Annotated in this window: 22 protein-coding genes, 2 pseudogenes and 1 riboswitch; of the genes and pseudogenes, 4 read left to right on the plus strand and 20 right to left on the minus strand. The window is 74.8% G+C overall.

Annotated elements, in window-relative coordinates; genetic code table 11:
* Nucleotides 1–56: 56 nt before the first annotated feature.
* The 11 genes and pseudogenes from JD77_RS30765 to JD77_RS30820 form a co-directional block, all read right to left on the minus strand.
* Nucleotides 57–1255 (minus strand): annotated as a pseudogene (locus JD77_RS30765) (low temperature requirement protein A).
* Nucleotides 1256–1455: 200 nt separating this feature from the next.
* Nucleotides 1456–4001 (minus strand): annotated as a pseudogene (pheT, locus tag JD77_RS30775) (phenylalanine--tRNA ligase subunit beta).
* 39 nt (nucleotides 4002–4040) lie between these two features.
* The gene (pheS, locus tag JD77_RS30780) at nucleotides 4041–5120 is read right to left on the minus strand and encodes a phenylalanine--tRNA ligase subunit alpha (RefSeq protein ID WP_145777277.1); all 1080 of its coding nucleotides are present in this window, start codon (nucleotides 5118–5120) and stop codon (nucleotides 4041–4043) included.
* Between the two features lie 230 nt (nucleotides 5121–5350).
* Nucleotides 5351–6148 carry a TrmH family RNA methyltransferase gene (locus JD77_RS30785; RefSeq protein ID WP_145777278.1) on the minus strand — a complete coding sequence of 266 codons (798 nt, stop codon included), beginning with the start codon at nucleotides 6146–6148 and terminating at the stop codon, nucleotides 5351–5353.
* Between the two features lie 83 nt (nucleotides 6149–6231).
* Nucleotides 6232–6624 carry a 50S ribosomal protein L20 gene (gene rplT / locus JD77_RS30790; RefSeq protein ID WP_145777279.1) on the minus strand — a complete coding sequence of 131 codons (393 nt, stop codon included), beginning with the start codon at nucleotides 6622–6624 and terminating at the stop codon, nucleotides 6232–6234.
* A gap of 32 nt (nucleotides 6625–6656) precedes the next feature.
* On the minus strand, nucleotides 6657–6851 hold the full coding sequence (rpmI, locus tag JD77_RS30795; RefSeq protein WP_132265097.1) for a 50S ribosomal protein L35: 195 nt from the start codon (nucleotides 6849–6851) through the stop codon (nucleotides 6657–6659).
* 19 nt (nucleotides 6852–6870) lie between these two features.
* A complete protein-coding gene (gene infC, locus JD77_RS30800) occupies nucleotides 6871–7476 on the minus strand; it encodes a translation initiation factor IF-3 (protein ID WP_145777280.1) in 606 nt (201 codons plus the stop codon).
* Between the two features lie 479 nt (nucleotides 7477–7955).
* The gene (locus JD77_RS30805; RefSeq protein ID WP_211372755.1) at nucleotides 7956–8429 is read right to left on the minus strand and encodes a PH domain-containing protein; all 474 of its coding nucleotides are present in this window, start codon (nucleotides 8427–8429) and stop codon (nucleotides 7956–7958) included.
* A 257-nt stretch (nucleotides 8430–8686) separates the two neighbouring features.
* Nucleotides 8687–9712 (minus strand): DMT family transporter, encoded by a 1026-nt coding sequence (locus JD77_RS30810; RefSeq protein WP_145777281.1) that lies wholly within the window; start codon nucleotides 9710–9712, stop codon nucleotides 8687–8689.
* Complete coding sequence (gene hisG, locus JD77_RS30815; protein ID WP_145777282.1) at nucleotides 9709–10554, minus strand: ATP phosphoribosyltransferase; 846 nt, start codon at nucleotides 10552–10554, stop codon at nucleotides 9709–9711. Before hisG ends, JD77_RS30810 begins: the two co-directional genes overlap by 4 nt.
* 45 nt (nucleotides 10555–10599) lie before the next feature.
* The gene (locus JD77_RS30820; protein ID WP_145777283.1) at nucleotides 10600–10863 is read right to left on the minus strand and encodes a phosphoribosyl-ATP diphosphatase; all 264 of its coding nucleotides are present in this window, start codon (nucleotides 10861–10863) and stop codon (nucleotides 10600–10602) included.
* Between the two features lie 186 nt (nucleotides 10864–11049).
* Between JD77_RS30820 and JD77_RS30825 the strand changes: the two genes are divergently transcribed.
* The 3 genes from JD77_RS30825 to JD77_RS30835 are packed head-to-tail and all read left to right on the plus strand — an operon-like array spanning nucleotide 11050 to nucleotide 13504.
* Nucleotides 11050–11919, plus strand: a complete 870-nt coding sequence (locus JD77_RS30825) for an ABC transporter substrate-binding protein (protein WP_145777284.1) — start codon at nucleotides 11050–11052, stop codon at nucleotides 11917–11919.
* Complete coding sequence (locus tag JD77_RS30830) at nucleotides 11916–12764, plus strand: amino acid ABC transporter permease (RefSeq protein ID WP_145777285.1); 849 nt, start codon at nucleotides 11916–11918, stop codon at nucleotides 12762–12764. Before JD77_RS30825 ends, JD77_RS30830 begins: the two co-directional genes overlap by 4 nt.
* Nucleotides 12761–13504, plus strand: a complete 744-nt coding sequence (locus JD77_RS30835) for an amino acid ABC transporter ATP-binding protein (RefSeq protein ID WP_145777286.1) — start codon at nucleotides 12761–12763, stop codon at nucleotides 13502–13504. Before JD77_RS30830 ends, JD77_RS30835 begins: the two co-directional genes overlap by 4 nt.
* 220 nt (nucleotides 13505–13724) lie before the next feature.
* On the opposite strand, the gene ribH is transcribed toward JD77_RS30835, so the two are convergent.
* From ribH to rpe, 7 genes are all read right to left on the minus strand, one after another.
* Complete coding sequence (gene ribH / locus JD77_RS30840) at nucleotides 13725–14225, minus strand: 6,7-dimethyl-8-ribityllumazine synthase (RefSeq protein ID WP_145777287.1); 501 nt, start codon at nucleotides 14223–14225, stop codon at nucleotides 13725–13727.
* 2 nt (nucleotides 14226–14227) lie between these two features.
* Nucleotides 14228–15499, minus strand: coding sequence for a bifunctional 3,4-dihydroxy-2-butanone-4-phosphate synthase/GTP cyclohydrolase II (locus JD77_RS30845; protein ID WP_145777288.1), 1272 nt, complete (start codon nucleotides 15497–15499; stop codon nucleotides 14228–14230).
* Nucleotides 15496–16191 (minus strand): nicotinamide mononucleotide transporter family protein, encoded by a 696-nt coding sequence (locus tag JD77_RS30850; RefSeq protein ID WP_145777289.1) that lies wholly within the window; start codon nucleotides 16189–16191, stop codon nucleotides 15496–15498. Before JD77_RS30850 ends, JD77_RS30845 begins: the two co-directional genes overlap by 4 nt.
* Nucleotides 16191–16802 carry a riboflavin synthase gene (locus JD77_RS30855; protein ID WP_145777290.1) on the minus strand — a complete coding sequence of 204 codons (612 nt, stop codon included), beginning with the start codon at nucleotides 16800–16802 and terminating at the stop codon, nucleotides 16191–16193. Before JD77_RS30855 ends, JD77_RS30850 begins: the two co-directional genes overlap by 1 nt.
* Nucleotides 16803–16804: 2 nt before the next feature.
* Entirely contained in the window at nucleotides 16805–17866 is a 1062-nt protein-coding gene (gene ribD / locus JD77_RS30860; RefSeq protein WP_145777291.1) for a bifunctional diaminohydroxyphosphoribosylaminopyrimidine deaminase/5-amino-6-(5-phosphoribosylamino)uracil reductase RibD, read from the minus strand.
* Nucleotides 17867–18034: 168 nt separating this feature from the next.
* Nucleotides 18035–18201: riboswitch (FMN riboswitch) on the minus strand.
* A gap of 80 nt (nucleotides 18202–18281) precedes the next feature.
* Nucleotides 18282–19238 (minus strand): response regulator, encoded by a 957-nt coding sequence (locus JD77_RS30865; RefSeq protein WP_145777292.1) that lies wholly within the window; start codon nucleotides 19236–19238, stop codon nucleotides 18282–18284.
* 1 nt (nucleotide 19239) lies between these two features.
* Entirely contained in the window at nucleotides 19240–19920 is a 681-nt protein-coding gene (gene rpe, locus JD77_RS30870) for a ribulose-phosphate 3-epimerase (RefSeq protein WP_145777293.1), read from the minus strand.
* 269 nt (nucleotides 19921–20189) lie between these two features.
* Between rpe and JD77_RS30875 the strand changes: the two genes are divergently transcribed.
* Entirely contained in the window at nucleotides 20190–21074 is an 885-nt protein-coding gene (locus JD77_RS30875; protein ID WP_145777294.1) for a septum formation family protein, read from the plus strand.
* A gap of 65 nt (nucleotides 21075–21139) precedes the next feature.
* Here JD77_RS30875 and JD77_RS30880 read toward each other — a convergent pair whose 3' ends face one another.
* On the minus strand, nucleotides 21140–22654 hold the full coding sequence (locus tag JD77_RS30880; RefSeq protein ID WP_145777295.1) for an RsmB/NOP family class I SAM-dependent RNA methyltransferase: 1515 nt from the start codon (nucleotides 22652–22654) through the stop codon (nucleotides 21140–21142).
* Nucleotides 22651–23577 carry a methionyl-tRNA formyltransferase gene (gene fmt / locus JD77_RS30885; RefSeq protein ID WP_145777296.1) on the minus strand — a complete coding sequence of 309 codons (927 nt, stop codon included), beginning with the start codon at nucleotides 23575–23577 and terminating at the stop codon, nucleotides 22651–22653. The genes JD77_RS30880 and fmt overlap by 4 nt, the downstream gene beginning before the upstream one ends.
* Nucleotides 23578–23580: the final 3 nt, after the last annotated feature.

Raw genomic sequence — 23580 nt, forward strand, 5'->3', positions numbered from 1 at the left:
TGCATGAAGTTCGATGGCGGATCCTCGATCGATCCCGGGGAGCGGAGCCCTGGCGCTCAGCGCTCGGGCGGCACGCCGGGCGGCGGCGCGATCGCCCTCGGGTACAGCCGCCAGCTGATGGCGTTCGAGATCGCGACGCCGGCCAGCACCAGGGCCGCGACCACGGCCACCAGCAGGGGCGGCAGCAGGTGGGCCACCGGGGTCAGGGCCGCGAGCACCACCAGCCCGATCGGCCGGGACCAGGAGACCCGGCTGAACGCGGCGTAGTCGAGCATCGACCGGCCGAGCAGGAACAACGCCGGCCCGCCCAAGATGACGAGGGCCCGGGACGGCTCCGTCACACCGAACGGCTGCGAGATGATCAGCTTGTCCCCGACCGCGCTGACCGCGACACCGATGACCATGACCAGATGCGCGTACGACGCGATGTCACCGACGTAGGCGGGCACCCGGGACGACGCGATGGCGGCGGGGAGGATCTCCCCCGCCCGGTAGTAGTAGATCTGCCAGAACAGCACGGTGATCACGAACGCCACCACCAGCGCGCCCATCCGCTCACGCTCGAAGCCGTAGGGGCTGAGCTGCACGCCCGAGGTCAGGATGCTCTCCCCGAACGCGATGATGAGCACCTGCCGGTAGCGCTCCGTCAGGTGCTCCTCCGCGATCGGCTGCCCGCGCAGTCCCGCCCGGCCGAGCCGGGGTGTCGGGAAGTCGAGCAGCCCGCCGGCGTAGTCGATCAGGACCGCCAGGGTCCACAGGGCCAGTCGGATCTCTCCGCCGCCGAAGATCCCGGCGAGCCACGGGACGGCCGACAGGCAGGACCAGAAGACGATTCGGACACTGACCTGGCGCGGGTACGAGTTCCCGCCGAACAGCACGAGCCAGAGATGCCGGAGCACTCCGACGGCGACGACGACCCCCGCGAAGACGCCCCACCCTGCTCGAAGGCGCGCGGCACCGCGGCGGCCGCCAGCAGGGCACCGAACATGGTCACGATGACCATGAACTGGATCATGGGGCGGGTGGGGTCGTACCGGTTGGCCGTCCAGGCCATGCGGTACCAGAGCCACCAGAGGGCCAGGGTCAGCACCAGCGCCGAGTAGAAGCCCCGCCAGTTGAGCTGCTCGACCAGCCGGTCGGAGAGGCGGGTGAGGGCGAAGACGAGCACCACGTCGAAGAGCAGTTCGACGAAGCCGGCCCGGTTGGGAGGCTGGCGGCTTCCTGGCAGCTCAGCCGCCTTACCCCGCGTCACCACGTGAGTTTGCCCTACTTATGCCCGTTTAGGGCAGTATCCCACCCGCTCGCAGGCAGGAACGGCGGAGCCGGGAGATTCGACGGGCGCGGCCCGCGCGGGCGGTCGGCGTCGGCACCCGCACCGGGCGCCGGTGGAGCCGGGGACCGGTCGACCGGGGCCCCTTGCGCCGAACGCGACAACAAGGGGCCCCTCCGCCCACCTCAGGCGCCCCGCAGGGTGGCGCCGAAGCGCTCCGCCGCGACGGCGACCGCCGCGTCACGGGCGGCCACCGCCTCCTCGACCGTCAGCGTCCGCTCCGGGGCGCGGAAGGTCAGCTTGTACGCCAGGGACTTGCGCCCGGCGCCGAGCTGCTCCGAGGCGTACACGTCGAACAGGCGCACCGCCTCCAGCAGGTCCCCGGCGCCCTCGGCCAGGGCCCGCTGGACGTCCGCCGCCGGCACCGACTCGTCCACCACCAGGGCCACGTCGATCAGCGCCGGCGGGAACGTGGAGACCGTCGGCGCCGGAACGACCGCGGCGGCCGGCAGCGCGTCCAGGTCCAACTCCATGGCGCTGGTGCGCCGGGGCAGCTCGAGCGCGGCCACCACGGCCGGGTGCAGCTCGCCGGCGTGGCCGACCACGGCCCCGTCGACCAGCAGTTCCGCGCAGCGGCCGGGGTGCCAGGGGGCGTAATCGGCGGCCCGCACCTCGACCCGGTCGGCCGGGATGCCGGCGGCCGCGAGCACCGTCCGCCCGGCCTCGATCGCGTCCGCCCAGCCGGCCGGCCGGCCGGCGCCCCACCAGCCCGCGGGCTCGGCGTCCCCGGCCAGCACCACGGCGACGTGCCGGGGCTGGTGCGGCACGACCGCGTCGGCGGCGGCGAACTCGGCGTCGGTGGGCCGCCGGTCCACGCCCATGGCGGGCGGGGCGCCCGCACCGGGACGCGGGTGGAAGACCACGCCGATCTCGTACAGGGACACGTCGCGCAGGCCCCGGCCGAGGTTGCGCCTGAGGATGCCGAGCAGCGGGCCGAGCAGCGTGGTGCGCAGCAGCGGCTCCTCCTCCGACAGCGGGTTGGCCACCCGCACCGCGGCGCGGCGCGGGTCGTCGGCCGGCAGGCCGAGCAGGTCGGCCAGTTCGGGGGACACGAACGGGTGGGCCAGCACCTCGACGTACCCGCGCTCGGCGAGCGACCGGGCCACGGCCCGGCGGCGCCGCTGCTGCCAGGTCAGCCCCCGCCCCGGGGCGCGGTCGGCAGCACCGACGGCACCCGGTCGTACCCGTCGAGGCGGACCACCTCCTCGACCAGGTCTGCCGGGTCGGTGAGGTCCGGGCGCCAGGTCGGCGGCACGACGGTGAGCACCTCCGCGCCGCCGGCGGCGACCCCGGCCGAGCCCGGGTCCTCGCCCATCCGGTCGACGCCCCGGGTGACGGTGCAGCCGACCTGCTCCAGCAGCGACACCACCCGCTCCGGCGAGTACGGCACGCCCACCCGCCGGGTCGGCAGGTCAGCCGGGATGCTGACCGGGGTACGCGGCCGGACGTGGTCGATGTCGAGGACCTCGTCCCCGATCGTGCCGCCGGCGTGCTCCGTGAGCAGCCGCACGGCCCGCTCGATGGCGACCAGCGACATGGCCGGGTCGACGCCGCGCTCCCAGCGCTTCGCCGCCTCACTGAACAGCCGGTGCCGGCGGGCGGTGCGCCCGACCATCACCGGGTCCCAGTGGGCGGCCTCGAACAGCACGTTGGTGGTCGAGGCGACGACCTCGCTGGTCTCGCCACCCATCACTGCGGCGAGGGAGACGGGGCCGGTGTCGTCGCAGATGACCATGTCCTCCGCGGTGAGGGTGCGGGCCACCCCGTCCAGGGTGGTCACCTTCTCCCCCGGGTCGGCCCGGCGCACCACCAGCGGCCCGCTGATCCGGTCGGCGTCGAAGGCGTGCATCGGCTGGCCCAGCTCGAGCATGACGTAGTTGGTGATGTCGACCGCCAGCGAGATGCTGCGGATGCCGGCCACGGTGAGCCGCTGCTGCATCCAGCCGGGGGTGGCCGCGGTCGGGTCGATGCCGCGCACCATCCGGGCGGTGAACCGGTCGCAGCCGACGGTGTCGCGCACCTCGACCGGGTACGCCGGCTCCGCCGTCCCGCCCGGGACGGGCACCAGACCCGGGTCGCGGAACGGCACGCCGAGGGCGTGGGCCAGCTCGCGGGCGATGCCCCGGACGCTGAGCGCGTACCCCCGGTCGGGGGTGATCTCCAGCTCGACGACCACGTCGTCGAGGCCGACCACCGGCCGCGCGTCGTCGCCGGGCTTGGCCGGGGTGTCCTCGGGCAGCACGATGATGCCCGAGTGGTCGTCGCCCAGCCCCAACTCCTTCGCCGAACAGATCATGCCGTTGGAGTTGCGCCCGTACGTCCTGCGCGCGCCGATGGCGAAGTTGCCGGGCAGCACCCCACCAGGGAGGATCACCACCACCCGGTCGCCGGGGGCGAAGTTGCGCGCCCCGCAGACGATCTCCTGCGGCTCGCCGGTGCCGTTCGCGGCGCCCACGTCGACCCGGCAGAACCGGATCGGCTTCTTGAAGCCGGTCAGCTCCTCGATCTCCAGGACCTCACCGACGACCAACGGGCCGGTGACCGTCGCGCGCAGGTCCACGACGGACTCGACCTCGATGCCGAGGTCGATCAGCGCCTGCTCCAGGTCCGCGGCGGGCAGGTCGACGGGGAGGTCGACGTACTCCCGCAGCCAACTGACAGAAACTCGCATGACTATGTGACCACCGTCTCCGTAGCTTGTGGCGGGCGTCTAGGACCCGGTCCCGAACGCGCAGGTGAACCGCAGATCCCCCTCGGCCATGTCCCGCATGTCGCTGACCCCGTGCCGGACCATCACCGTCCGGTCGATGCCCATGCCGAACGCGAAACCGGAGTAGACCTCCGGGTCGATCCCGCAGGCGCGCAGCACCCGGGGGTTGACCATGCCGCAGCCGCCCCACTCGACCCACTGCGGCCCGTCCCGGTGCTCCGGGAACCACACGTCGAACTCCGCCGACGGCTCCGTGAACGGGAAGTAGTGCGGCCGCCAGCGGGTCCTGGCGTTCTCGCCGAACATGGCCCGGGCGAAGTGGTCCAGGGTGCCACGCAGGTGGGCCATGGTGATGCCCTTGTCGACCACCAGGCCCTCCACCTGGTGGAAGACCGGCGCGTGGGTGGCGTCCAGCTCGTCGGTGCGGTAGACGCGGCCGGGCACGACCACGTAGATCGGCGGCTTGCGGGTCAGCATGGTGCGCGCCTGCACCGGGGAGGTGTGGGTGCGCAGCACCAGGCCGGAGCTCTCGGCACCGGCGGGCGCGGCGATGTGGAACGTGTCCATCAGGCCGCGGGCCGGGTGGTCGGCGGGGATGTTGAGGGCGTCGAAGTTGGTCCACTCCAGCTCGGCCTCGGGCCCCTCGGCCACCTCGTATCCCATCCCCACGAACAGGTCGCTGATCTGCTCCATCAGCACGCTCAGCGGGTGCCGGGCGCCGCGCGGCCGGCGGTCGTACGGCAGGGTGACGTCCACCCGCTCCTCGACCAGCACCCGGGCGGCCTGCTCGCGTTCGAGGACCTCGGCGCGGGCGGCGTAGCCGGCCTCGATCGCCCGGCGGGCCTCGTTGACCCGCTTGCCGGCGTCGGCCTTCGCGGCGGGCGGCAGCGCACCGATCTCCCGGCGGGCCAGCGAGACCGGCGACCGGTCGCCGAGGTGCGCGGGGCGCAGCGCGGTCAGCGCGTCCGGGTCGGCGGCGGCGGCGAACGCGCGCTCGGCGTCGGCGACGGCCTCGGCCAGGGCGTCCGGGTCGAGCAGGGCGACCTGCTTCGGGTCGTACGGATCGTTGCGGTAGGTCATGGCGTACGGGCACTCCCTCACGGCGGCGCCGGCCCGTCACGGGCGGCGAAGCGAGTCTACGGACGCGCGGCTGTGCCGCAGCCCGCCGGTGGGAGATCGTGCAGGAGGAAGGGTCAGGCCTGCCGCCCGCCGACACCGGCGGGCTGGCTAAACGAACGCCGTGGCGCGTTCACCATGTGGACGACACTCCCCTGCTGTGACGACCGCGCACGCCCGAACCGCTGGGGGCGTCAGCGCAGTGCTCTCGCTGAAGCGTACAGGCAGACGGCCGCCGCCGCAGCCAGGTTGAGGCTCTCTGCGCGCCCGTGCAGCGGCACCCGGACCCGGGCGTCGGCGGCGGCGGTCAGCTCCGCCGGCAGGCCGTGCGCCTCCGAGCCGAACAGCCAGGCCGTCGGGATGGCCAGCGCACCGGCGTCGGCGAGGTCGTCGAGGTCGCTGTCGCCGTACCCGGTGGTGGCCAGCACGGTGAGGCCGGCGGCCCGCAGGGCCGCGACCACCGCGCCCGGGTCGGCGGCCCGGGCCACGTCGAGGTGGAAGAGGCTACCGGCCGAGGCCCGCACACACTTGCCGTTGTACGGGTCGACCGCGTCGCCGGCGAAGACCACCGCCTGGGCCCCGGCGGCGTCGGCGGTGCGCAGGACGGTGCCGGCGTTGCCCGGGTCGCGGATCTCGGCGAGCACCGCCACCAGCCGGGGACCGCCGGCGAGGGCCCGCTCCAGCGGCACGTCCAGGTGCCGGCACACGGCGACGAGGCCCTGCGGGGCCACCGTCTCGGCGAGCGCCGCGAGGGCGTCGTCGGTGACCGGCGAGACCGGCACGTCGGCGCCGACCGCGCGGGCGGCCAGGTCGGCGTACCGGTCGAGGGCGGCGGGGGTGCCGAACAGTTCGACAACGGTGCCCGGGCGGGCCAGGGCCTCCCGGACGGCCTGCGGGCCCTCGGCGAGGAACCGGCCGGTCTCGTCGCGGTCGCGGCGGCGGTGCAGCCGGCGGGCGGCGGCGACCCTGGGGGTACGCGGGGTGAAGAGCATGGTGTCCGGTCCCGGAAGACGGCCGAGGCGTCCCCCGCGCGTCGCTGCGGACACGGGGGACGCCTCGGCTCAGGTACGGCGGATCAGGCGGCCTGAGCCGCCGCGCCACCGGTGCCCTCAGCCGCCACGGCGGCGCGGGCGACCTCGACGATGGCGGCGAACGCCGTGGCGTCGTTGACGGCCAGGTCGGCCAGGATCTTGCGGTCGACCTCGACGCCGGCCAGCTTCAGGCCCTGGATCAGCCGGTTGTAGGTCATCCCGTTGGCGCGGGCGCCCGCGTTGATCCGGGTGATCCACAGCTGCCGGAAGTCGCCCTTGCGGTCGCGGCGGTCCCGGTAGGCGTACTGCATCGAGTGCAGCACCTGCTCCTTGGCCTTGCGGTAGAGCCGGGAGCGCTGACCGCGGTAGCCACTCGCGGTCTCCAACAGGGTACGGCGCTTCTTCTGGGCGTTCACAGCCCGCTTGACGCGTGCCATCTCAACTCCTTTTTCGGTTCAGGTGGCGCGCGTCAGCGGCCGAGCAGCTTCTTGATGCGCTTGACGTCGGCCTTGACCAGCTCGACCGTGCCGGTCAGCCGGCGGGTCCGGGTGGAGGCCTTCTTCTCCAGGTTGTGCCGGAGGCCGGCCTGCTGGGCAACAATCTTGCCCTTGCCGGTCACCTTGACCCGCTTGCCCATGCCCGTGTGGCTCTTCATCTTCGGCATTGGTACGTCTTCTCCCCTGTTACTCGCCGGTGGTCCCGGCGGGTTCGGCCGCTTCGGCCGTCGGCGCCTCCGCGGCGCCGGCCTCCCGCTCGCGCGGCGCGCCACCGCGGGCAGCCGTGGCGGCGGCCTTCGTGGCGCGGTGCGGCGCGAGCACCATGATCATGTTTCGACCGTCCTGCTTCGGAGCGGCCTCGACGTACCCCAGCTCCGAGATCTCGGACTCGAGCCGGCGCAGGAGCCGGTACCCCAGCTCCGGGCGACTCTGCTCCCGACCGCGGAACATGATCGTCACCTTGACCTTGTCGCCGGCCTTGAGGAACCGCACCACGTGACCCTTCTTGGTCTCGTAGTCGTGCGGGTCGATCTTTGGCCGGAGCTTCATCTCCTTGATGACGGTCTGCTGCTGGTTACGCCGCGCTTCGCGCGCCTTCAGTGCGCTCTCGTACTTGAACTTGCCGAAGTCCATGAGCTTGCACACCGGCGGGCGCGCCATCGGCGCAACCTCGACCAGGTCCAGGTCGACGTCCGCGGCCAGCTGAAGGGCGCGCTCCAGCGGGACGATGCCCACCTGCTCACCCTCAGGGCCGACCAGTCGGACCTCACGTGCCCGGATCTGCTCGTTCACGCGTGGTTCGACGCTGATGGGGCCTCCTCGAGTCGAGTTCTGTCACGGTGGCCGACTCCGCGGCTCCCGTGCTCTGTCACGGTGCCGACCCCTCGGCTCCCGTGGTGGGAACCGAACTGGAAAGCAGAAAGCCCTGGCGCATGCCAGGGCCCGCTCGACCGGTCGGCACGATCACATGATCGCGCATCCGGAGCCGGGGCGTGCCCGGAACCGGTGACCGGACCCGGCCGCCGACTGGGGCGACTCGGGTGGGAGCGGGCGCTCCGCTTCGGGACCGCCCGCACGCACGTGGCGGGGGCGGTCTGGTCGACTCAGCAACACTACACCCTCGCCGGCTCCGCCCCCAACTCGCCCCGCCGCACACATGTCGCCTCCAACCGGCCACTCGTTCACGGAAAGAGTGGCCATCCGGCACGGCACAGGCACGGTTTCCGTGCACCTGCGGTCACGGGAGGGCGGTGCGGCGAGGCCGGAAGGCGTCAGCCACGGGTGGGCTGGTCGGCGAGCCTCGCGAGGTGCGCCTGGTGCAGCCGGCGCAGCGCCCGGACGCCCTCGACCGCCAGCTCCTTGTCGGCGGCCTGGAGCGCCACCATCGGCAGCAGGTCGTCGTCGTGCAGCTCCAGGCTGGCCCAGGGCGCGCCCCGGTCGAAGCGCACCCCCCGAACGACCTCCCAGGGCAGCTCGTACGAGCCGATCACGTTGCGCACCCGCACCCCCCGGGCGTCGGCCTCGACGCGGGGCCGGGTGAACAGCAGGAAGCCCAGCGCGCCGAAGACGCCCAGGCCGACCATGGCGAGCTGGTCGCCGCGCTGGAACGTGCCGTAGCCGTCGCCGGTCGGACCGGTCAGCGAGGTGGCCACCAGGCTGAACACGACGAGCAGGGCGGCGGCCGATGCCCAGCAGACCACCCGGATCCGGCGCGGGCGCAGGGTGACCAGTTGCGTGTCGCTCACCCCTCCAGTCTGCCATCCGGCTCCGGCGCCCCACCGGCCGCCACACGCGCTCGCCCGAGGAGCGATATCAACGGTGCCGCCGGGGACAAGATCAACGCCGTGCCGGCGGGGACAAGCTCAACGCCGCGCCGGCGGCGGCAAGCTCAACGCCGCGCCGGCGGCGGCAAGATCAACACCATGTCGCCGACACGGGGGCATCCGCCTGCAGGGGATCGCCCCATGTCGGCGACATCGTGTCGATCACCCCAGCCAGGCGATCAACCCCGGTCAGGCGTCACCGAACTGGCCGGGGGCGGCGCGGGCGGCGCGGACGGCGCGGGCGACGCGGGCGACGCGGGCGGCGCGGGCGACGCGGGCGGTCTGTCCGGCGGGGCCGGCGGACGGGTGCCGCGGCCGGCGACCAGCACGGCGGCCAGGGTGAGCGCGGCGCCGGCCAGCACGGGCAGCCGCGGCCCGGCCCCGCCCGGCAGCGCGACGTCCAGCAGCAGGGCGCCGCCGAGCTGGCCGGCGACCAGGGCGAGCCCCGTGCGCAGCACCCCCACCGCGCGCACCCCGACCATCAGGGCGAGGACGATCCCGACCCCGAGCAGGCCGCCCGCGTACAGGTACCAGTCGCCCGGCCAGCGCGGCGCGGGCCCGGTGAACAGCCCGGCGAGCGCGGTCACCAGCACGATGGCCGGGGTGCCGACGGCGAAGTTGACGGCGATGCCGGCGGTGGTGCCGCCGGCGGCGGCCACCCGGCCGTTGAGCGCGGACTGCAGCGCGACGGCCAGCCCGCCGGCGACGGCGAGCAGGACCAGCCCGACGGCGAGACCGCCGACCGGCTGGCCGAGCTGGGCCAGGGCCACGGCCGCGACGCCGAGCAGCGCGCCGACGACCCGGGGTACGGTCAGCCGCAGCCGCCCGACCGGGGCGAGCCCCGCCCGGTCCACCCCGAGCCCGCCGAGGCTGCCGCCCGCCACCTGGGCGATGGTGAAGACCGCCACCCCGAGCACCGGCACGACGTACGTGGCGACGGTCACGATGCCCGCCCCGCCCAGCCCGCCGAGGTACGCCCACCAGGGCAGCCGGGCCCGGCGCAGCGCGCCGAGCCCGGCCCGGGTGGACGGCAGCGCCAGCAGGCCGAGCACCAGCAGGCAGCCGCCGAGGTTGTTGACGAGCGCCCCGAGGACGGGCTCGCCGACCCGCTCCCCCAGCTCCGCGTTGACCGCGCCCTGGGCCGCGGAGGCGGCGCCGCCGAGAACTACCAGCGCCAGCGCGGCGGCCGGGGGCGGCGGCCTCACAGTCGGCAGGCGTGGATGTTGGTGACCAGGATCGCCCGGGCGCCCAGCTCGTAGAGCGCGTCCATGATCCGGTGCACGTCGTCGCGCTGCACCATCGCCTGCACCGCCACCCAGCCCTCGCGGTGCAGCGGGGAGACGGTGGGCGACTCGATGCCGGGGGTCAGCGAGCTGGCCCGGTCGAGCAGCCCGGCCGGAACGTCGTAGGCGAGCATCACGTACCGCCGGGCGACCAGCACCCCGTGCAGCCGGCGCAGCAGCTGCGCGGCCTGCGGGTGCTCGGGGGCGTCGGCCCGGCGGACCAGCACCGCCGAGGAGACCAGCAGCGGCTCCCCGATGATCTCCAGGCCGGCCTGGCGCAGGGTGGCCCCGGTGGAGACCACGTCGGCCACCACGTCGGCGACGCCGAGCCGGACGGCGTTCTCCACCGCGCCGTCGAGCCGGATCACGTCGGCGGTCAGCCCGTGCTCGTCCAGGTAGCGGCGGACCGCCCCCGGGTACGCGGTGGCGATCCGGTGGCCACCCAGCTCCTTGGCCGAGGTGAGGGTGCCGGGGCGGGCGGCGAAGCGGAAGGTGGCGCCGCCGAAGGCGAGGTCGACCACCTCCTCGGCCGGGGCGCCGGAGTCGACCAGCAGGTCCCGGCCGGTGATGCCGAGGTCCAGGTCGCCGGAGCCGACGTAGGTGGCGATGTCGCGGGGGCGCAGGTAGAAAAACTCGACGTCGTTGGCGTCGTCGGCGCAGACGAGGTCCTTGGGGTCGCGGCGCTGCCGGTATCCGGCCTCGCGCAGCATCTGGGCGGCCGGCTCGGCCAGGGTGCCCTTGTTGGGGATGGCGACACGCAGCATGGCGGAGTGCTCCTTCGATCGGTGTTGATCAGCGGGTGGGGGCACTCACAGATGTCGGTACACGTCCTTGAGTTCGAGACCGGTGGCCAGCATCAGCACCTGCGTCTGGTAGAGCAGCTGGGAGATCTCCTCGGCCGCCCGCTCCGGGCCCTCGTGCTCGGCCGCCATCCACGACTCGGCCGCCTCCTCGACGACCTTCTTGCCGATGAAGTGCACGCCCTTCTCGAGCGCGGCGACCGTGCCCGAACCCGGGGTGCCGGCCGCGGCCTTGTCCCGCAGCTCGGCGAACAACTCGTCGAACGTCTTCACGGAAGGCGATTCTTCCAGCTCGCCACCGTCGACGCGGGCAGCGGGTCCGGTCGGTCCGACCACCGGGACGGCCCGCCAGGGGGGATGGGGCGTCGTGGACGCCGATAACCGCGTGTGACGGAGTTCCCTACCAGCATGGTGGAAGGAGCCGCTGTCGTGTCCGCCCGTGGTTCTACGCTGTCCGCCATGGCCAGCACCTCCCGTATCCTCGCGCTCGGCGCGGCCGGCGCCGTCCTCGTCGCGGTCGCCGCCTGCGCGCCGCAGGACGACCCCGCCCCCGCCACGACCGCCAGCGCCGCCGCGGCGTCCTGCACGAAGGACAGCCTGCGCACCCGGACCCCGGGCAAGCTCACCGTCGCCACCGACGAGCCGGCGTACGAGCCGTGGTTCAAGGACAACAAGCCGGACAACGGCGAAGGATTCGAGGCCGCTGTGGCGTACGCGGTGGCCGAGCAGCTCGGGTACGCCCGCGGCGACGTCGCCTGGACCCGGGTCAAGTTCGACGCCGCCATCGCCCCCGGCCCCAAGAGCTTCGACTTCGACATCAACCAGTTCTCCATCACCGAGGAGCGCAAGCGGGCGGTCGACTTCTCCGCGCCGTACTACCAGGTGCGGCAGACGGTCATCGCGCTGAAGTCGTCCAAGATCGTGGGGAGGACGTCCCTGGCGGACCTGCGCGACGCGAAGCTCGGCGCCCAGGTGGGCACCACCAGCTACCGGGCGATCACCGAGGTGATCAAGCCGACCGTGCAGCCGCAGGTCTACAACAGCAACGACGACGCCAAGAAGGCCCTCCAGAACGGGCAGCTCGACGGCCTCGTGGTCGACCTGCCGACCGCCTTCTACATCACCGGCGCGGAGCTGACCGACGCGACGATCGTCGGGCAGGTGCCGCAGGTCGGCACGCCGGAGGCGTTCGGGCTGCTGCTGGACAAGGGCTCGCCGCTGACCGCGTGCGTGAGCGACGCCGTGGGCAAGCTCGCCGACGCGGGCACGCTCCGGCAGCTGGAGCAGAAGTGGCTCGCCCAGGCGGCGGGGGCGGCCGAGCTGACGTGACCCTCGCTCCGCACATCCCGTCGGAGGCGCAGCGGCGCCGGGCCGCGTACCGCCGCCGGCAGACGGTCTCCAGCGTGCTGGTCGCCGCCGCGTCCACGGCGGCGCTCGGCACGCTGCTGGTCGTCGCGGTGACCGGCGCGCCCGGCTGGGACCGGGTCCGCGAGTCGTTCCTGGACCCGGCGATCGCCCGGGACGCGCTGCCGGCGGTGCTGTCCGGGCTCTGGCTCAACCTCCGGCTGCTGGTCTGCTGCGCGGTGGGGGCGCTGCTGCTCGGGCTGCTGGTCGCGATTCTGCGTACGCTGCGCGGGCCGGTGTTCTTTCCGGTCCGGGCCCTGGCCGCGGGATACACGTACACCTTCCGCGGCCTGCCGCTGATCATCGTGCTCTACGTGCTGACGCTCGGGGTGCCGGGGCTGCGGCTGCAGGGCATGCCGTCGGTGCTGGTGCTCGGCGGGTTCGCCCTCGTGCTGACGTACGGCGGCTACCTGGCCGAGGTGTTCCGGGCCGGCATCGAGTCGGTGCACCCCAGTCAGCTCGCGGCGGCCCGCTCGCTGGGGCTGACGTACCGGCAGACGATGCGGCACGTGGTGCTGCCGCAGGCCGTCCGGCGGGTGGCTCCGCCCCTGCTCAACGACGTGGTCGCGCTGCAGAAGGACGTCGGGCTGGTTTCCCTGGCCGGCCCGATCGACGCCGTACGCGTTGCGCAGATCGCCACCGCCGAGACGTTCAACTACACGCCGTACATCCTGGCCGGGGCGCTGTTCGTGCTGCTGGCGATCCCGCTGATCGCCGTCACCGACTGGGTGACGCTGCGCTCGGCCCGGCGGCAGGGAGGAGGACGATGACCCTGCTGCGGTGCCGTGGGCTACGTAAGGAGTTCGGCGGCAACGTGGTGCTCGACGGCCTGGACCTGACCGTCGCCGAGCACCAGGTGGTGGCGCTGATCGGGGCGTCCGGGTCGGGCAAGTCGACCCTGCTGCGCTGCGTCAACCTGCTGGAGGAGCTGGACGACGGCACCATCGAGCTGGACGGGGAGGACATCTCCGATCCCCGGATCGACCCGGACCGGGTGCGCCGCCGGATCGGGATGGTGTTCCAGTCGTACAACCTCTTCCCGCACCTGAGCGTGCTGGAGAACATCACCCTCGCCCCGCGCCGGGTGCACCGGCGGGCCCGGGCGGAGGCCGAGGCGCAGGCCCGGGAGCTACTCGACCGGGTGGGGCTGGGCGGGAAGGCGGACGCGTACCCGGACCGGCTCTCCGGCGGGCAGCAGCAGCGGGTGGCGATCGTCCGGGCGCTGGCCAACTCCCCCCGGCTGATCCTGCTCGACGAGGTCACCTCGGCGTTGGACCCGGAGCTGGTGGGCGAGGTACTGGCGATGATCCGCGACCTGAAGGCCGACGGGATGACGATGGTGCTGGCCACCCACGAGATGGGCTTCGCCCGGGAGGTCGCCGACCAGGTGTGCTTCCTCGACGGCGGGCGGGTCGTCGAGTCCGGGCCGCCGCAGCAGGTGCTCGGCGAGCCGACCCAGCCCCGTACCCGGCAGTTCCTGCGCCGGATCATCGAGGCCGGCCGGCTCTGACGGCCGGCCCGGCGGCGGGCCGACCGGGCCGACCGGGCCGGCCGACGGGCCGGGCCCCGCCATGTCGGCGACATTGCGGCATCGTGCCGGCCCGGATAGCGCCATGTCGGCGACATCGCGCCCGGCCGCGGCCGCGCCCGGCGGCGGCCGCGCGCGGCCGCGGGGCCGGGCGCGGCCGCGGGGGCCGGGCGCGGCCGCGGGGGCCGGGCGCGGCCGCGGGTCAGCCGGCGAAGCCGACCCGCTGCGCCAGCGCGGCGGACAGGCCGCGGATCGCCAGCGCCGCGTCCAGCGCCGCCACGGTCGCCGCCCAGCCCTTGTCCTCGGCGGAGCCGGGCAGCCCGGCCCGGTCCCGGGCCTGCTCGATGGTGTCCACGGTGAGCACGCCGTGGGCGACCGGCTTGCCCTCGTCCAGCGCCACCCGGGTCAGCCCGTCGGTGACCGAGCGGCAGACGTAGTCGAAGTGGGCGGTCGCCCCGCGGACGACCACCCCGAGGGCGACCACCACATCGAACCGGCGGGCCATCGCCTGCGCCACCACGGGCAGCTCCACCGACCCGGCCACCCGGGCCACCACCGCCCGCGCGCCGCACGCCCGCGCGGCGGCGACGGCCCGGTCGACCATGTGGTCGGTCAGCTCGCCGTGCCAGCGCGCCGCGACCACCCCGACGGTCATCCCGGCGGCGTCGACCGCCTCGACCCCCGGCTCGCCGAATCCCGCCATGGCTACGCTCCGATCTCGTCGCCGGTGGCCGGGCGCCCCGACGGCGCCTCGGTCACCTCGTCCAACTCGTCCAGCAGGTGACCCATCCGGTCCCGCTTGGTGCGCAGGTAGCGCACGTTCTCGGGGTGCGGCCGCACCGGCAGCCCCTCGCGGCCGGTGACGGTCAGCCCGTACCCCTCCAGCCCGGCCCGCTTGGCCGGGTTGTTGGTCAGCAGCCGCATCGACCGGACGCCGAGGTCGTACAGGATCTGCGCGCCGGTGCCGTAGTCCCGGGCGTCCGCCGGCAGCCCCAGGTCGAGGTTGGCGTCCACGGTGTCCCGGCCCAGGTCCTGGAGCTGGTACGCCTGGAGCTTGTGCAGCAGGCCGATCCCCCGCCCCTCGTGCCCGCGCACGTAGAGCACCACCCCGCGCCCCTCCTGCGCGACCCGGGCCAGCGCGGCCTGCAACTGCGGCCCGCAGTCGCAGCGCAGGGAGCCGAAGACGTCCCCGGTCAGGCACTCGGAATGCACCCGGACCAGCACGTCCCGCCCGTCGCCCAGGTCGCCCATGACCAGGGCGATGTGCTCTGCGGGGTCGTGCTCGGCGCGGTAGCCCAGCGCCCGGAACACCCCGTACGGCGTCGGCATCCGGGCCGACGCCACCTGCTCCACCTGCTTCTCCGTACGCCGCCGGTGGGCGATCAGGTCGGCGATGGTGACCAGGGTCAGCCCGTGCTCGGCGCAGAACTTCTCCAGGTCCGGCAGGCGCATCATGGTGCCGTCGTCGTTGACCAGCTCGCAGAGCACGCCGGCCGGGCGCAGCCCGGCCAGCCGGGTCAGGTCGACGGCCGCCTCGGTGTGCCCGGGCCGGCGCAGCACCCCGCCCTCGCGGGCGCGCAGCGGCACGACGTGCCCGGGCCGCGCCAGGTCGGTCGAATCGGTGGACGGGGCGGCGAGCAGCCGGATCGTGTGCGCCCGGTCGGCCGCCGAGATGCCGGTGCTGACCCCCTCCCGGGCGTCCACCGTCACCGTGTACGCGGTGCCCCGGCGGTCCTGGTTGGTGTGGTGCATCGGCGGCAGGTCCAGCCGGTCGCACTCGCTCTCGGTGAGCGGCACGCAGATGTAGCCGGAGGTGTAGCGGACCATGAACGCGACCAGCTCCGGGGTGGCCAGCTCGGCCGCGAAGATCAGGTCCCCCTCGTTCTCCCGGTCGGCGTCGTCGACCACGACGACGGGACGGCCGGCGGCGATGTCGGCCACCGCCTGTTCGATGCTGCCGAAGGTGGTCTCGCTCATGCGACGGCCTCCGAGTACGTGGGCGGGATCGCGGCGTCGGCCGGGCGGGCGGCGCGGGAGGTGCGCCACCAGGCGACCAGGCCCCACCCGCAGAACCCGCCGTAGACGAGGTACATGGCGGCCGACGGGTAGAAGCCGCCCCGCAGCAGCAGCGGCACGCCGACGGCGTCCACCGCGATCCAGACCAGCCAGAACTCCACCCAGCCACGCGCCATGCCGTACGTGGCCAGCAGGCTGCCGGTGAGGATCCAGGCGTCCGGCAGCGGGCCCCAGGAGCCGAGCGCGGCCAGCACCGGGTACGCGGCGGCGGTGCCGGCCGCGGCGGCCGCCAGCAGGCCGAGGCGCTCCCGTCCGGTGGCCCAACGCGGCACGACCGCCCCGTCGCCGGCGACGCCGAGACGGCGGTTGCGCCGCCAGCGCCACCAGCCGTAGAGGCTGACCGCGAAGAAGAAGACCTGCCGGCCGGCCTGGCCGTACAGGTCGTGCTCCTGCGGGGTGGCGAACACCCCGCCGAGGAAGACGGTGAACAGCAGCGCGTTGCCGACCATGCCGACCGGCCACGCCCAGACCAGCCGGCGCAGGCCGAGCAGCGCGGAGGCCAGCCCGAAGACGTTGCCGACGATCTCGCGGACCAGCACCGGCGAGCCGGCGACGTGCACCTGGGCGTCGAGCAGCCAGCCGAGGGGGCCCATCACCGCTCGCCCCCGGCCAGCCGGTCGCCGAGTAGCCGCTCGACGTACTTGGCCAGCACGTCCACCTCCAGGTTGACCGGCTCCCCGACGCCCCGGGAGCCGAGGGTGGTGAGCTTGAGGGTGGTGGGGATCAGGCCGACGGTGAACCAGTCCGGCCCGACTCCGGCCACGGTCAGCGAGACGCCGTCGACGGTGATCGAGCCCTTCTCCACCACGTACCGGGCGAGGTCGGTGGGGAGGCGGAAGCGGACCGTCTCCCACTGCGCGGCCGGCTCCCGGGACAGCACCTCGCCGACGCCGTCCACGTGGCCCTGCACGATGTGCCCCCCGAGGCGGCTGTTCAGCGCCGCGGCGCGCTCCAGGTTGACCGGGTCGCCCGGGCACAGCGCGCCGAGGGCGGAGCGGCGCAGGGTCTCGCCCATCACGTCGGCCGTGAAGACGCCGCCGTCGACGTCGACCACGGTGAGGCAGACCCCGTTGACGGCGATGGAGTCGCCGTGCCGGGCGTCCTCGGTGACCAGGGGGCCGCGGATGGCGACCAGCGCGGAGTCGCCTCCCGTGTCGGCGACCCGGACGACCTCGCCCAGCTCCTCGACGATGCCGGTGAACATTGTCAGCCCTCCCTCTTCCGGGGCAGCGCGGTGATCCGCAGGTCGGGGCCGACCTGCCTGACGTCGGTGAGTTCCAGGTCGATGGCGTCGGCGATCGTGCCGACGCCGGCGTCGAGCAGCGCGGTCGGGCCCGCGCCGAGCAGCTTCGGCGCGACGTACCCGACGATCTTGTCGACGAGGCCGGCGGCGAGGAACGCGCCGGCCAGCCGGGGCCCGCCCTCCAGCAGCGCGGCCCGCACGCCCCGGTGGTGCAGCTCGGCGAGCAGCGCCGGCAGGTCGACCCGGCCGTCCGGGCCGGCCCCGACCTCCGCGGCGGTGGCGACCCAGGTCCGGGCGGCGCCGTCGCGGACCCGGGCGTCGGCGGGGGTACGCCCCGACGAGTCGACCACCACCCGCAGCGGCTGCCGGATGGCCAGGCTGCCGTCGCGCAGGTTGCGGGCGGTGAGCCGGGGATCGTCGGCCAGCACGGTGCCCACCCCGGCGAGCACCGCGTCGACGGTGCCGCGCAGGGCGTGCACGTCGATCCGGGCCGCCTCGGAGGTGATCCACATGCTGCTGCCGTCGGCGGCGGCGGAGCGCCCGTCCAGCGTCGCGGCGTACTTCCAGATCACGTACGGCCAGCCCCGGCGCATCGAGGTCAGCCAGGCGACGTTGCCGGCCTCGGCCTCGGCGGCGCGCAGCCCGACCTCGACGGCGACGCCGGCGGCGCGCAGGGTGGCGGCCCCGCCGGAGGCGACGGGGTTGGGGTCGGGCACGGCGACCACCACCCGGGCCACGCCGGCCTGGATGAGGGCGACGCTGCACGGGCCGGTGCGGCCGGTGTGGTCGCAGGGCTCCAGGGTGACCACGGCGGTGCCGCCCCGGGCCCGTTCGCCCGCCTGGGCGAGCGCGACGATCTCGGCGTGCGGGCCGCCCGCGTACGCGTGGAAGCCCTCCCCGACGATCTCGCCGCCCGCGTCGAGCAGCACGCAGCCGACGACGGGGTTGGGACTGGTGGTGCCGAGCCCGCGGGCCGCGAGCGCGATCGCCCGACGCATCGCCTCGTCGACGGGGACGCTGGCCATCCGCCCTGCCCTGCCCTCTCGTTCGCCGGTCGGGCGCTGGCGGGGCCGGGGAGGCGGCCGGGTGGCCGCGGGCAGGCGGCGGCGGAGGCCGGGAACGGCGGAGCCGCCCCGGGGGTACCCACGCGTCGGCCGCCGTCCAGCGGCCGGCACACGGGCCCGCCCCGTCCCGCGCGCTGTCTCCCATCCGGACTGTCTGGGGCGGCAGCCGCCCCAACCGTCGGCCCCGGATTCTCACCAGGTCCACCGGGCGGCAGAGCCGACCGGGTCGCGGGCTTACCACGGTCGGACCGTGGATCACCGCCGGTTCGGAATTACACCGAGTCCCGCCAGCGCGTGGTGGGTACCCCCGAAGTGTTGCACGCCCGGCGGCGGGCGTCTGCCCGGAGGCGACCTACTTCACAGTCGCCCGGACGCCTCAGGTGACCCCGCGCCGCCGGTCGACGGCCACGTACGACCCGGGTTGGCTCTTGGCGACGGACTTCATCTCGGAGGCCACGGCGATGGCCTCCAGGGGACTGGTGAAGCGCTTCTGCGCGTTGGAGACGCAGACCCCGATCGAGAGGGTGACCAGCGCCGCGCGCCGGATGTTGCCCCGGCGGTCCTTCAGCTCGACGTAGCCGCGCTCGGCGTCGGCCGGGTCGTAGAGCCGGTCGGCCGAGGTCTCGAAGTCCACCACCGCGCGGGAGGTGAGCGGCCGGATCTGCTCCGGGCTGCACACGATGACGAAGTCGTCGCCGCCGACGTGGCCGAGGAAGGCCGGCGGCAGCCCGAGCGAGACGACCGCCCGGTGCAGGCTGCGGGCCAGCGCCGAGATGAACTCGTCACCCCGGACGAAGCCGTACCGGTCGTTGACGCTCTTGAACCGGTCGATGTCGACGTAGCCGACGGCGTAGTCGGCGCCGCTGCGTACCCGGTCGCTGATCTCCCGGCGGATCCGGCTGTTGCCGGGCAGGCCGGTCAGCGGGGAGACCTCGCGGAACTCCTTGTTGCGGCGCAGGGTGGAGCTGACCCGGGCCACCAGCTCGGCGGTGTCGAACGGCTTGACCAGGTAGTCGTCCGCGCCGGCGCTGAGGCCGTTGACCTTGTCCGAGGTCATCCCCTTGGCGGTCAGCATGATCACCGGCAGGGCCGAGGTCATCGGGTCCGCGCGCAGCCGGCGGGTCAGCTCCAGACCGTCGACGCGCGGCATCATCAGGTCCACCACGGCCAGGTCGGGCCGCTGCCGCTCGATGACCTCCAGGGCCTCCTGGCCGTCGCTGGCGTGCAGCACCTCGAAGCCGTGCAGGCGCAGGTTGAACTCGACGAACCGGGCGATGTCCGCGTCGTCGTCGACGACGAGGATCACATCGGGTCGCTCGCCGGCCGGGTCCACCTCAGGCCCCGGCGGCCGCTCGCCGCGCCAGGTCCCGCAGTCGGCGGACCGCCTCGGCGGGGTCGTCGGCCCCGTAGACGGCGGTGCCGGCGACGAAGGCGTCCGCGCCGGCCGCGGCCGCCTGCTCGATGGTGTCGGCGGCGATCCCGCCGTCGACCTCGATGCGCAGCTCCAGGTGGCCGGCGTCGACGTGCCGCCGGGCCGCGCGGACCTTGTCCAGCAACTCCGGGATGAACCGCTGCCCGCCGAAGCCGGCCTTGATCGTCATGATCAGCAGGGTGTCGAAGCTGGGCAGCAGCTCCAGGTACGGCTCGATCGGGGTGTCCCGGTCGATCGCCAGCCCGGCCTTGGCCCCGGCCGCCCGCAGGTCCTTGGCCAGGGCCACCGGGTTGTCGCACGCCTCGGCGTGGAAGGTGACGTTGTACGCCCCGGCGTCGGCGTACCCGGGGGCCCACCGGCGCGGATCGGTGATCATCAGGTGCACGTCGAACGGCAGTCGGGTCGCCGCCCGCAGGCTCTGCACCACGGGCAGCCCGATGGTCAGGTTCGGCACGAAGTGGTTGTCCATGACGTCCACGTGCAGCCAGTCCGCGGCGTCCTCGACGGCGCGGACCTCCTCGGCGAGGCGGGCGAAGTCGGCGGCGAGGATGCTGGGTGCGACGATCGGCGGCGGTACGGTCACGGGGCAAGTGTACGAACGCGCCGACCGCCCGCCCGCATCGCGGCACCACCGGACGCCACGTGACCCGACCGTGACCGGTGGTGCGGAGTCTATCGATCCGGGGCGGAGGGCCTACCCACGATCCGAGCGCGCGTGCCGTATGCTCCCGCTCCGTGGGCGCCACGGGCGCCGAGGGCCGACGGGCCGGGGGCCGGGCCGTACGGCGGCAACCGCCGCCTCGCCGCCCTCAGCCGGCGGCACCGCACCACGAACGACGGGGAGGTCGGCCGATGCGGCGATGGTGGACGGCACTGGCCGTGGGTGCGACGGCGACGGCGCTGGCCGGCTGCGGCACGCCGGCCGGGGTGGACGGCGACCTCGTCGACGACTGGAAGCCGCTGGCCGCCCCGACGCAGTTCGTGCCGGCCGCCGGCGCCTGCCACACCGCCTTCGAGGACGTCGGCTACCTCGCGAGCTACAACCCCGTGGACTGCGGGGCGTCCCACCGGGTCGAGACGATCCACGTCGGAACGGTGACCGGGCCGGCCGCCGACCGGAGCACTTCCCCCGCCGCCGGGTCGGCCGGGATGAAGGCGGTTCGCGCCGAGTGCGACCGGGAGGTCAACAAGGCGGTGGGCGGCGACTGGCGCTCGGGCCGGCTCTTCCTCTCCACCGTCTTCCCGTCGAAACAGGCCTGGGCGGGCGGGGCCCGCTGGTTCCGCTGCGACCTGAACGAGAAAGAGAGCCTGGACGACTCCACTGCCGTCACGCGAACCGGCAGCCTGAAGGGCGCGTTGACCGGCAACTCCGCGCTGGCCTACCGCTGCTTCAGCCCGAAGATCAAGAACGACCGCGTCACCGAGATGACCGCCGTTTCGTGCACGAAGCGGCACCGGGCCGAGTTCGTCGGCGTCCACCAGGGCCCGGACATCCCCTTCGACCAGATCAACAAGAACGGGGAGCGCATCCACCGGGGCTGCCTGGCCCTGGTCGCCGCCTACGCGAAGGTGCCGAACAACGGGGACATGAAATACCGGGCCGGCACGATCTTCTACCACGCCCGCGAGGCGGAGTGGAACGACGGCAACCGGGGCGTGCAGTGCTTCCTCTGGGTCGACCGCGACCTCACCCGCTCGGTCAAGGGCGCCGGCACCAAGGTCCTGCCGGTCACCTGACCCGGCCCCCGCTACGGAAAGCCGACGGCCGGGCCCGGGGCTGAGCCCCGGCCCGGCCGTCGCGCTCAGCCCCGGCGCAGCACCGCGAGGAACATGGCGTCCGTGCCGTGCCGGTGCGGCCACAGCTGCACGCTCGGCCCGTCCCCCAGCCCCGGCATGCCGGCCGGCAGCAGCGGCCGGGCGTCGACGAAGTCCGCCGGCACGCCGGCCCGGCGGGCCGCCTCGGTCACGGTCACGTGCGTCTCGACGGTGTGCGGGGAGCAGGTCACGTAGGCGACGAGGCCACCCGGGCGCGTCGCGCGCAGGGCCGCCGACAGCAGCTCGCGCTGCAGCCGGGTCAGCGGCGGCAGGTCCGACGGCTGCCGCCGCCAGCGCGACTCCGGCCGGCGGCGCAGCGCGCCCAGCCCCGTGCAGGGGGCGTCCACCAGCACCCGGTCGAAGTGCCCCTCCGGCAGCTGCGGATCGGCCCCGACCGTGCGCCCGTCGGTGTTCAGCACGGTCACCGGCAACCCCCGGGTGGCCTGGGTGACCAGGCGGGCCCGGTGCTCCGACACCTCGACCGCGGTCAGCTCCGCCCCGCGCTGGGCGGCCAGCGCGCCGAGCAGGCCGGACTTGCCGCCCGGCCCGGCGCACAGGTCGAGCCAGTGCGCGTCCGGGCCGTCGAGCGGCGCGACCGCGAGCGCGTTGGCCACGAGCTGGGAGCCCTCGTCCTGCACGTGCGCCCGGCCCTCGGTCACCGCCGACAGGTCGCCCGGCGCGCCACCGGCCAGGTAGACCGCGTACGGGGAGAAGGCGCCCGGGGCCCCGCCGACCTCGTCGGCCAGCTCGACGGCGTCGGCCCGGCCCGGCCGCGCGCACAGGTGCACGGGTGGACGCTCGTTGTCCTCGATCAGCAGGCGGGTGGTCTCGCCCAGGTCGCCGCCGAGCGCCTCGGCGAACGCCCGGACGATCCACTGCGGGTGGCTGTACGCCAGGGCCAGGTGCCCGATCGGGTCGGTCTCCGCGTCCGGGGCGATCTTCGCCACCCAGGCGTCCACGTCGCGGCTGGCGACCTCGCGCAGCACCGCGTTGGCGAACCCGGTGGCGCCGGGGCCGACCGCGCGGACCAGGTCGACCGTCGAGGAGACCGCCGCGTGCGCCGGCACCCGGGTGTGCAGCAGCTGGTACGCGCCCAGGCGCAGCGCGTCGCGCACCGGCGGGTCGATCCGGGCCACGTCCCGCCCGGCGGCGTCGCCGAGGATCGCGTCGAGGGTGCCGGTGTGCCGCAGCGTGCCGTACGTCAACTCGGTGGCGAAGGCCGCGTCGCGGCCGGTCAGCCCGGCGTCGCGCAGCATCGCCGGCAGCACCAGGTTGGCGTACGCGTCGTCGCGGTGCACCGCCGCGACCGCCTCGTACGCGACGTGCCGGGGCAGGTCGGCCACCGGCCGTGCGGGTCGCCTGTCGCCCCGCCGGTCCCCGCCGGCACGCCGGTCCGCGCCGCCCGGCCGACCCGCACCCCGCCGGTCCGCGCCGCCTCGCCGGTCCGCGCTACCGCGACCGCCGGCAGGTGCCTGTCGCGGCCACTCCGCCGGCCCCGTCACGCGAACTCCTCCCCGGCTGCGACCCGGGCGCCGCGCGCCCAGTCGACCGCCGGCATGGCCCGCTTGCCCGCGGCCCGCACCTCGCCGAGGCGCACCGGGCCGGTGGCCGTGCCGGCCAGCACCCCGGACTTCTCCACGAGCAGCTCGCCGGGCTTCAGCTCCGGGCCGTCGGCCACCGGCGCGACCGGGCCGAGCTTGACCCGCTCGCCGCGGAACGTGGTCCAGGGGCCGGGTGCCGGGGTGCAGGCGCGGACGCGCCGGTCCACCGCGAACGCCGGCTCGGCCCAGCGCACGCGCGCGTCCTCCACGGTCAGCTTCGGCGCCAGCGACACGCCGTCGGCGGGCTGCGGCTCGGCCCGCGCGGTGCCCGCCTCGATCGCGTCGAGGACCGCCACCAGCAGGCCGGCCCCGGAGTGGGCGAGCCGCTCCAGCAGGTCGCCGGAGGTGTCGGTGGGGCGGATCTCGTCGGTGAGGGTGCCGTAGACCGGCCCGGTGTCCAGCCCCTGCTCCAGCTGGAACACGCTGGCGCCGGTCAGCTCGTCGCCGTGCAGCACGGCGTGCTGGACGGGGGCGGCCCCGCGCCAGGCGGGCAGCAGGGAGAAGTGCAGGTTGACCCAGCCGTGCCGGGGGATCTCCAGCGCGGCCGGCGGCACCAGGGCGCCGTACGCCACGACCGGGACGCAGTCCGGGGCCAGCTCGCGCAGCCGGTCGAGGAACTCGGGCTCGCGCGGCCGGGCCGGGGTGAGCACCTCGACGCCGTGCTCGTCGGCCCACGCCCCGACCGGGGAGCGCAGCAGGCCCCGGCCCCGGCCGGCCGGCGCGTCGGGGCGGGTGACCACGGCGACCAGCTCGTGGCCGGAGGCCGCGACGGCGGCCAGGGCGGGTACGGCGACGGCCGGCGTGCCGGCGAAGATCAGGCGCACCGG

Origin of the sequence: Micromonospora olivasterospora, from assembly GCF_007830265.1 — a bacterium.
Lineage (GTDB): Bacteria > Actinomycetota > Actinomycetes > Mycobacteriales > Micromonosporaceae > Micromonospora > Micromonospora olivasterospora.

What these genes read in the sequence shown, in the direction of transcription:
- pheS (WP_145777277.1), bottom strand. Translation starts at nt 5,120, where the DNA reads ATGACCTACCGCAACGATCCGTACGACCCGAAGCAGGTCGCCCTGCTC.
- JD77_RS30785 (WP_145777278.1), bottom strand. Translation starts at nt 6,148, where the DNA reads ATGCTCTTCACCCCGCGTACCCCCAGGGTCGCCGCCGCCCGCCGGCTG.
- rplT (WP_145777279.1), bottom strand. Translation starts at nt 6,624, where the DNA reads ATGGCACGCGTCAAGCGGGCTGTGAACGCCCAGAAGAAGCGCCGTACC.
- rpmI (WP_132265097.1), bottom strand. Translation starts at nt 6,851, where the DNA reads ATGCCGAAGATGAAGAGCCACACGGGCATGGGCAAGCGGGTCAAGGTG.
- hisG (WP_145777282.1), bottom strand. Translation starts at nt 10,554, where the DNA reads ATGCTGCGTGTCGCCATCCCCAACAAGGGCACCCTGGCCGAGCCGGCC.
- JD77_RS30825 (WP_145777284.1), top strand. Translation starts at nt 11,050, where the DNA reads ATGGCCAGCACCTCCCGTATCCTCGCGCTCGGCGCGGCCGGCGCCGTC.
- JD77_RS30835 (WP_145777286.1), top strand. Translation starts at nt 12,761, where the DNA reads ATGACCCTGCTGCGGTGCCGTGGGCTACGTAAGGAGTTCGGCGGCAAC.
- ribH (WP_145777287.1), bottom strand. Translation starts at nt 14,225, where the DNA reads ATGGCGGGATTCGGCGAGCCGGGGGTCGAGGCGGTCGACGCCGCCGGG.
- JD77_RS30845 (WP_145777288.1), bottom strand. Translation starts at nt 15,499, where the DNA reads ATGAGCGAGACCACCTTCGGCAGCATCGAACAGGCGGTGGCCGACATC.
- JD77_RS30850 (WP_145777289.1), bottom strand. Translation starts at nt 16,191, where the DNA reads ATGGGCCCCCTCGGCTGGCTGCTCGACGCCCAGGTGCACGTCGCCGGC.
- JD77_RS30855 (WP_145777290.1), bottom strand. Translation starts at nt 16,802, where the DNA reads ATGTTCACCGGCATCGTCGAGGAGCTGGGCGAGGTCGTCCGGGTCGCC.
- ribD (WP_145777291.1), bottom strand. Translation starts at nt 17,866, where the DNA reads ATGGCCAGCGTCCCCGTCGACGAGGCGATGCGTCGGGCGATCGCGCTC.
- JD77_RS30875 (WP_145777294.1), top strand. Translation starts at nt 20,190, where the DNA reads ATGCGGCGATGGTGGACGGCACTGGCCGTGGGTGCGACGGCGACGGCG.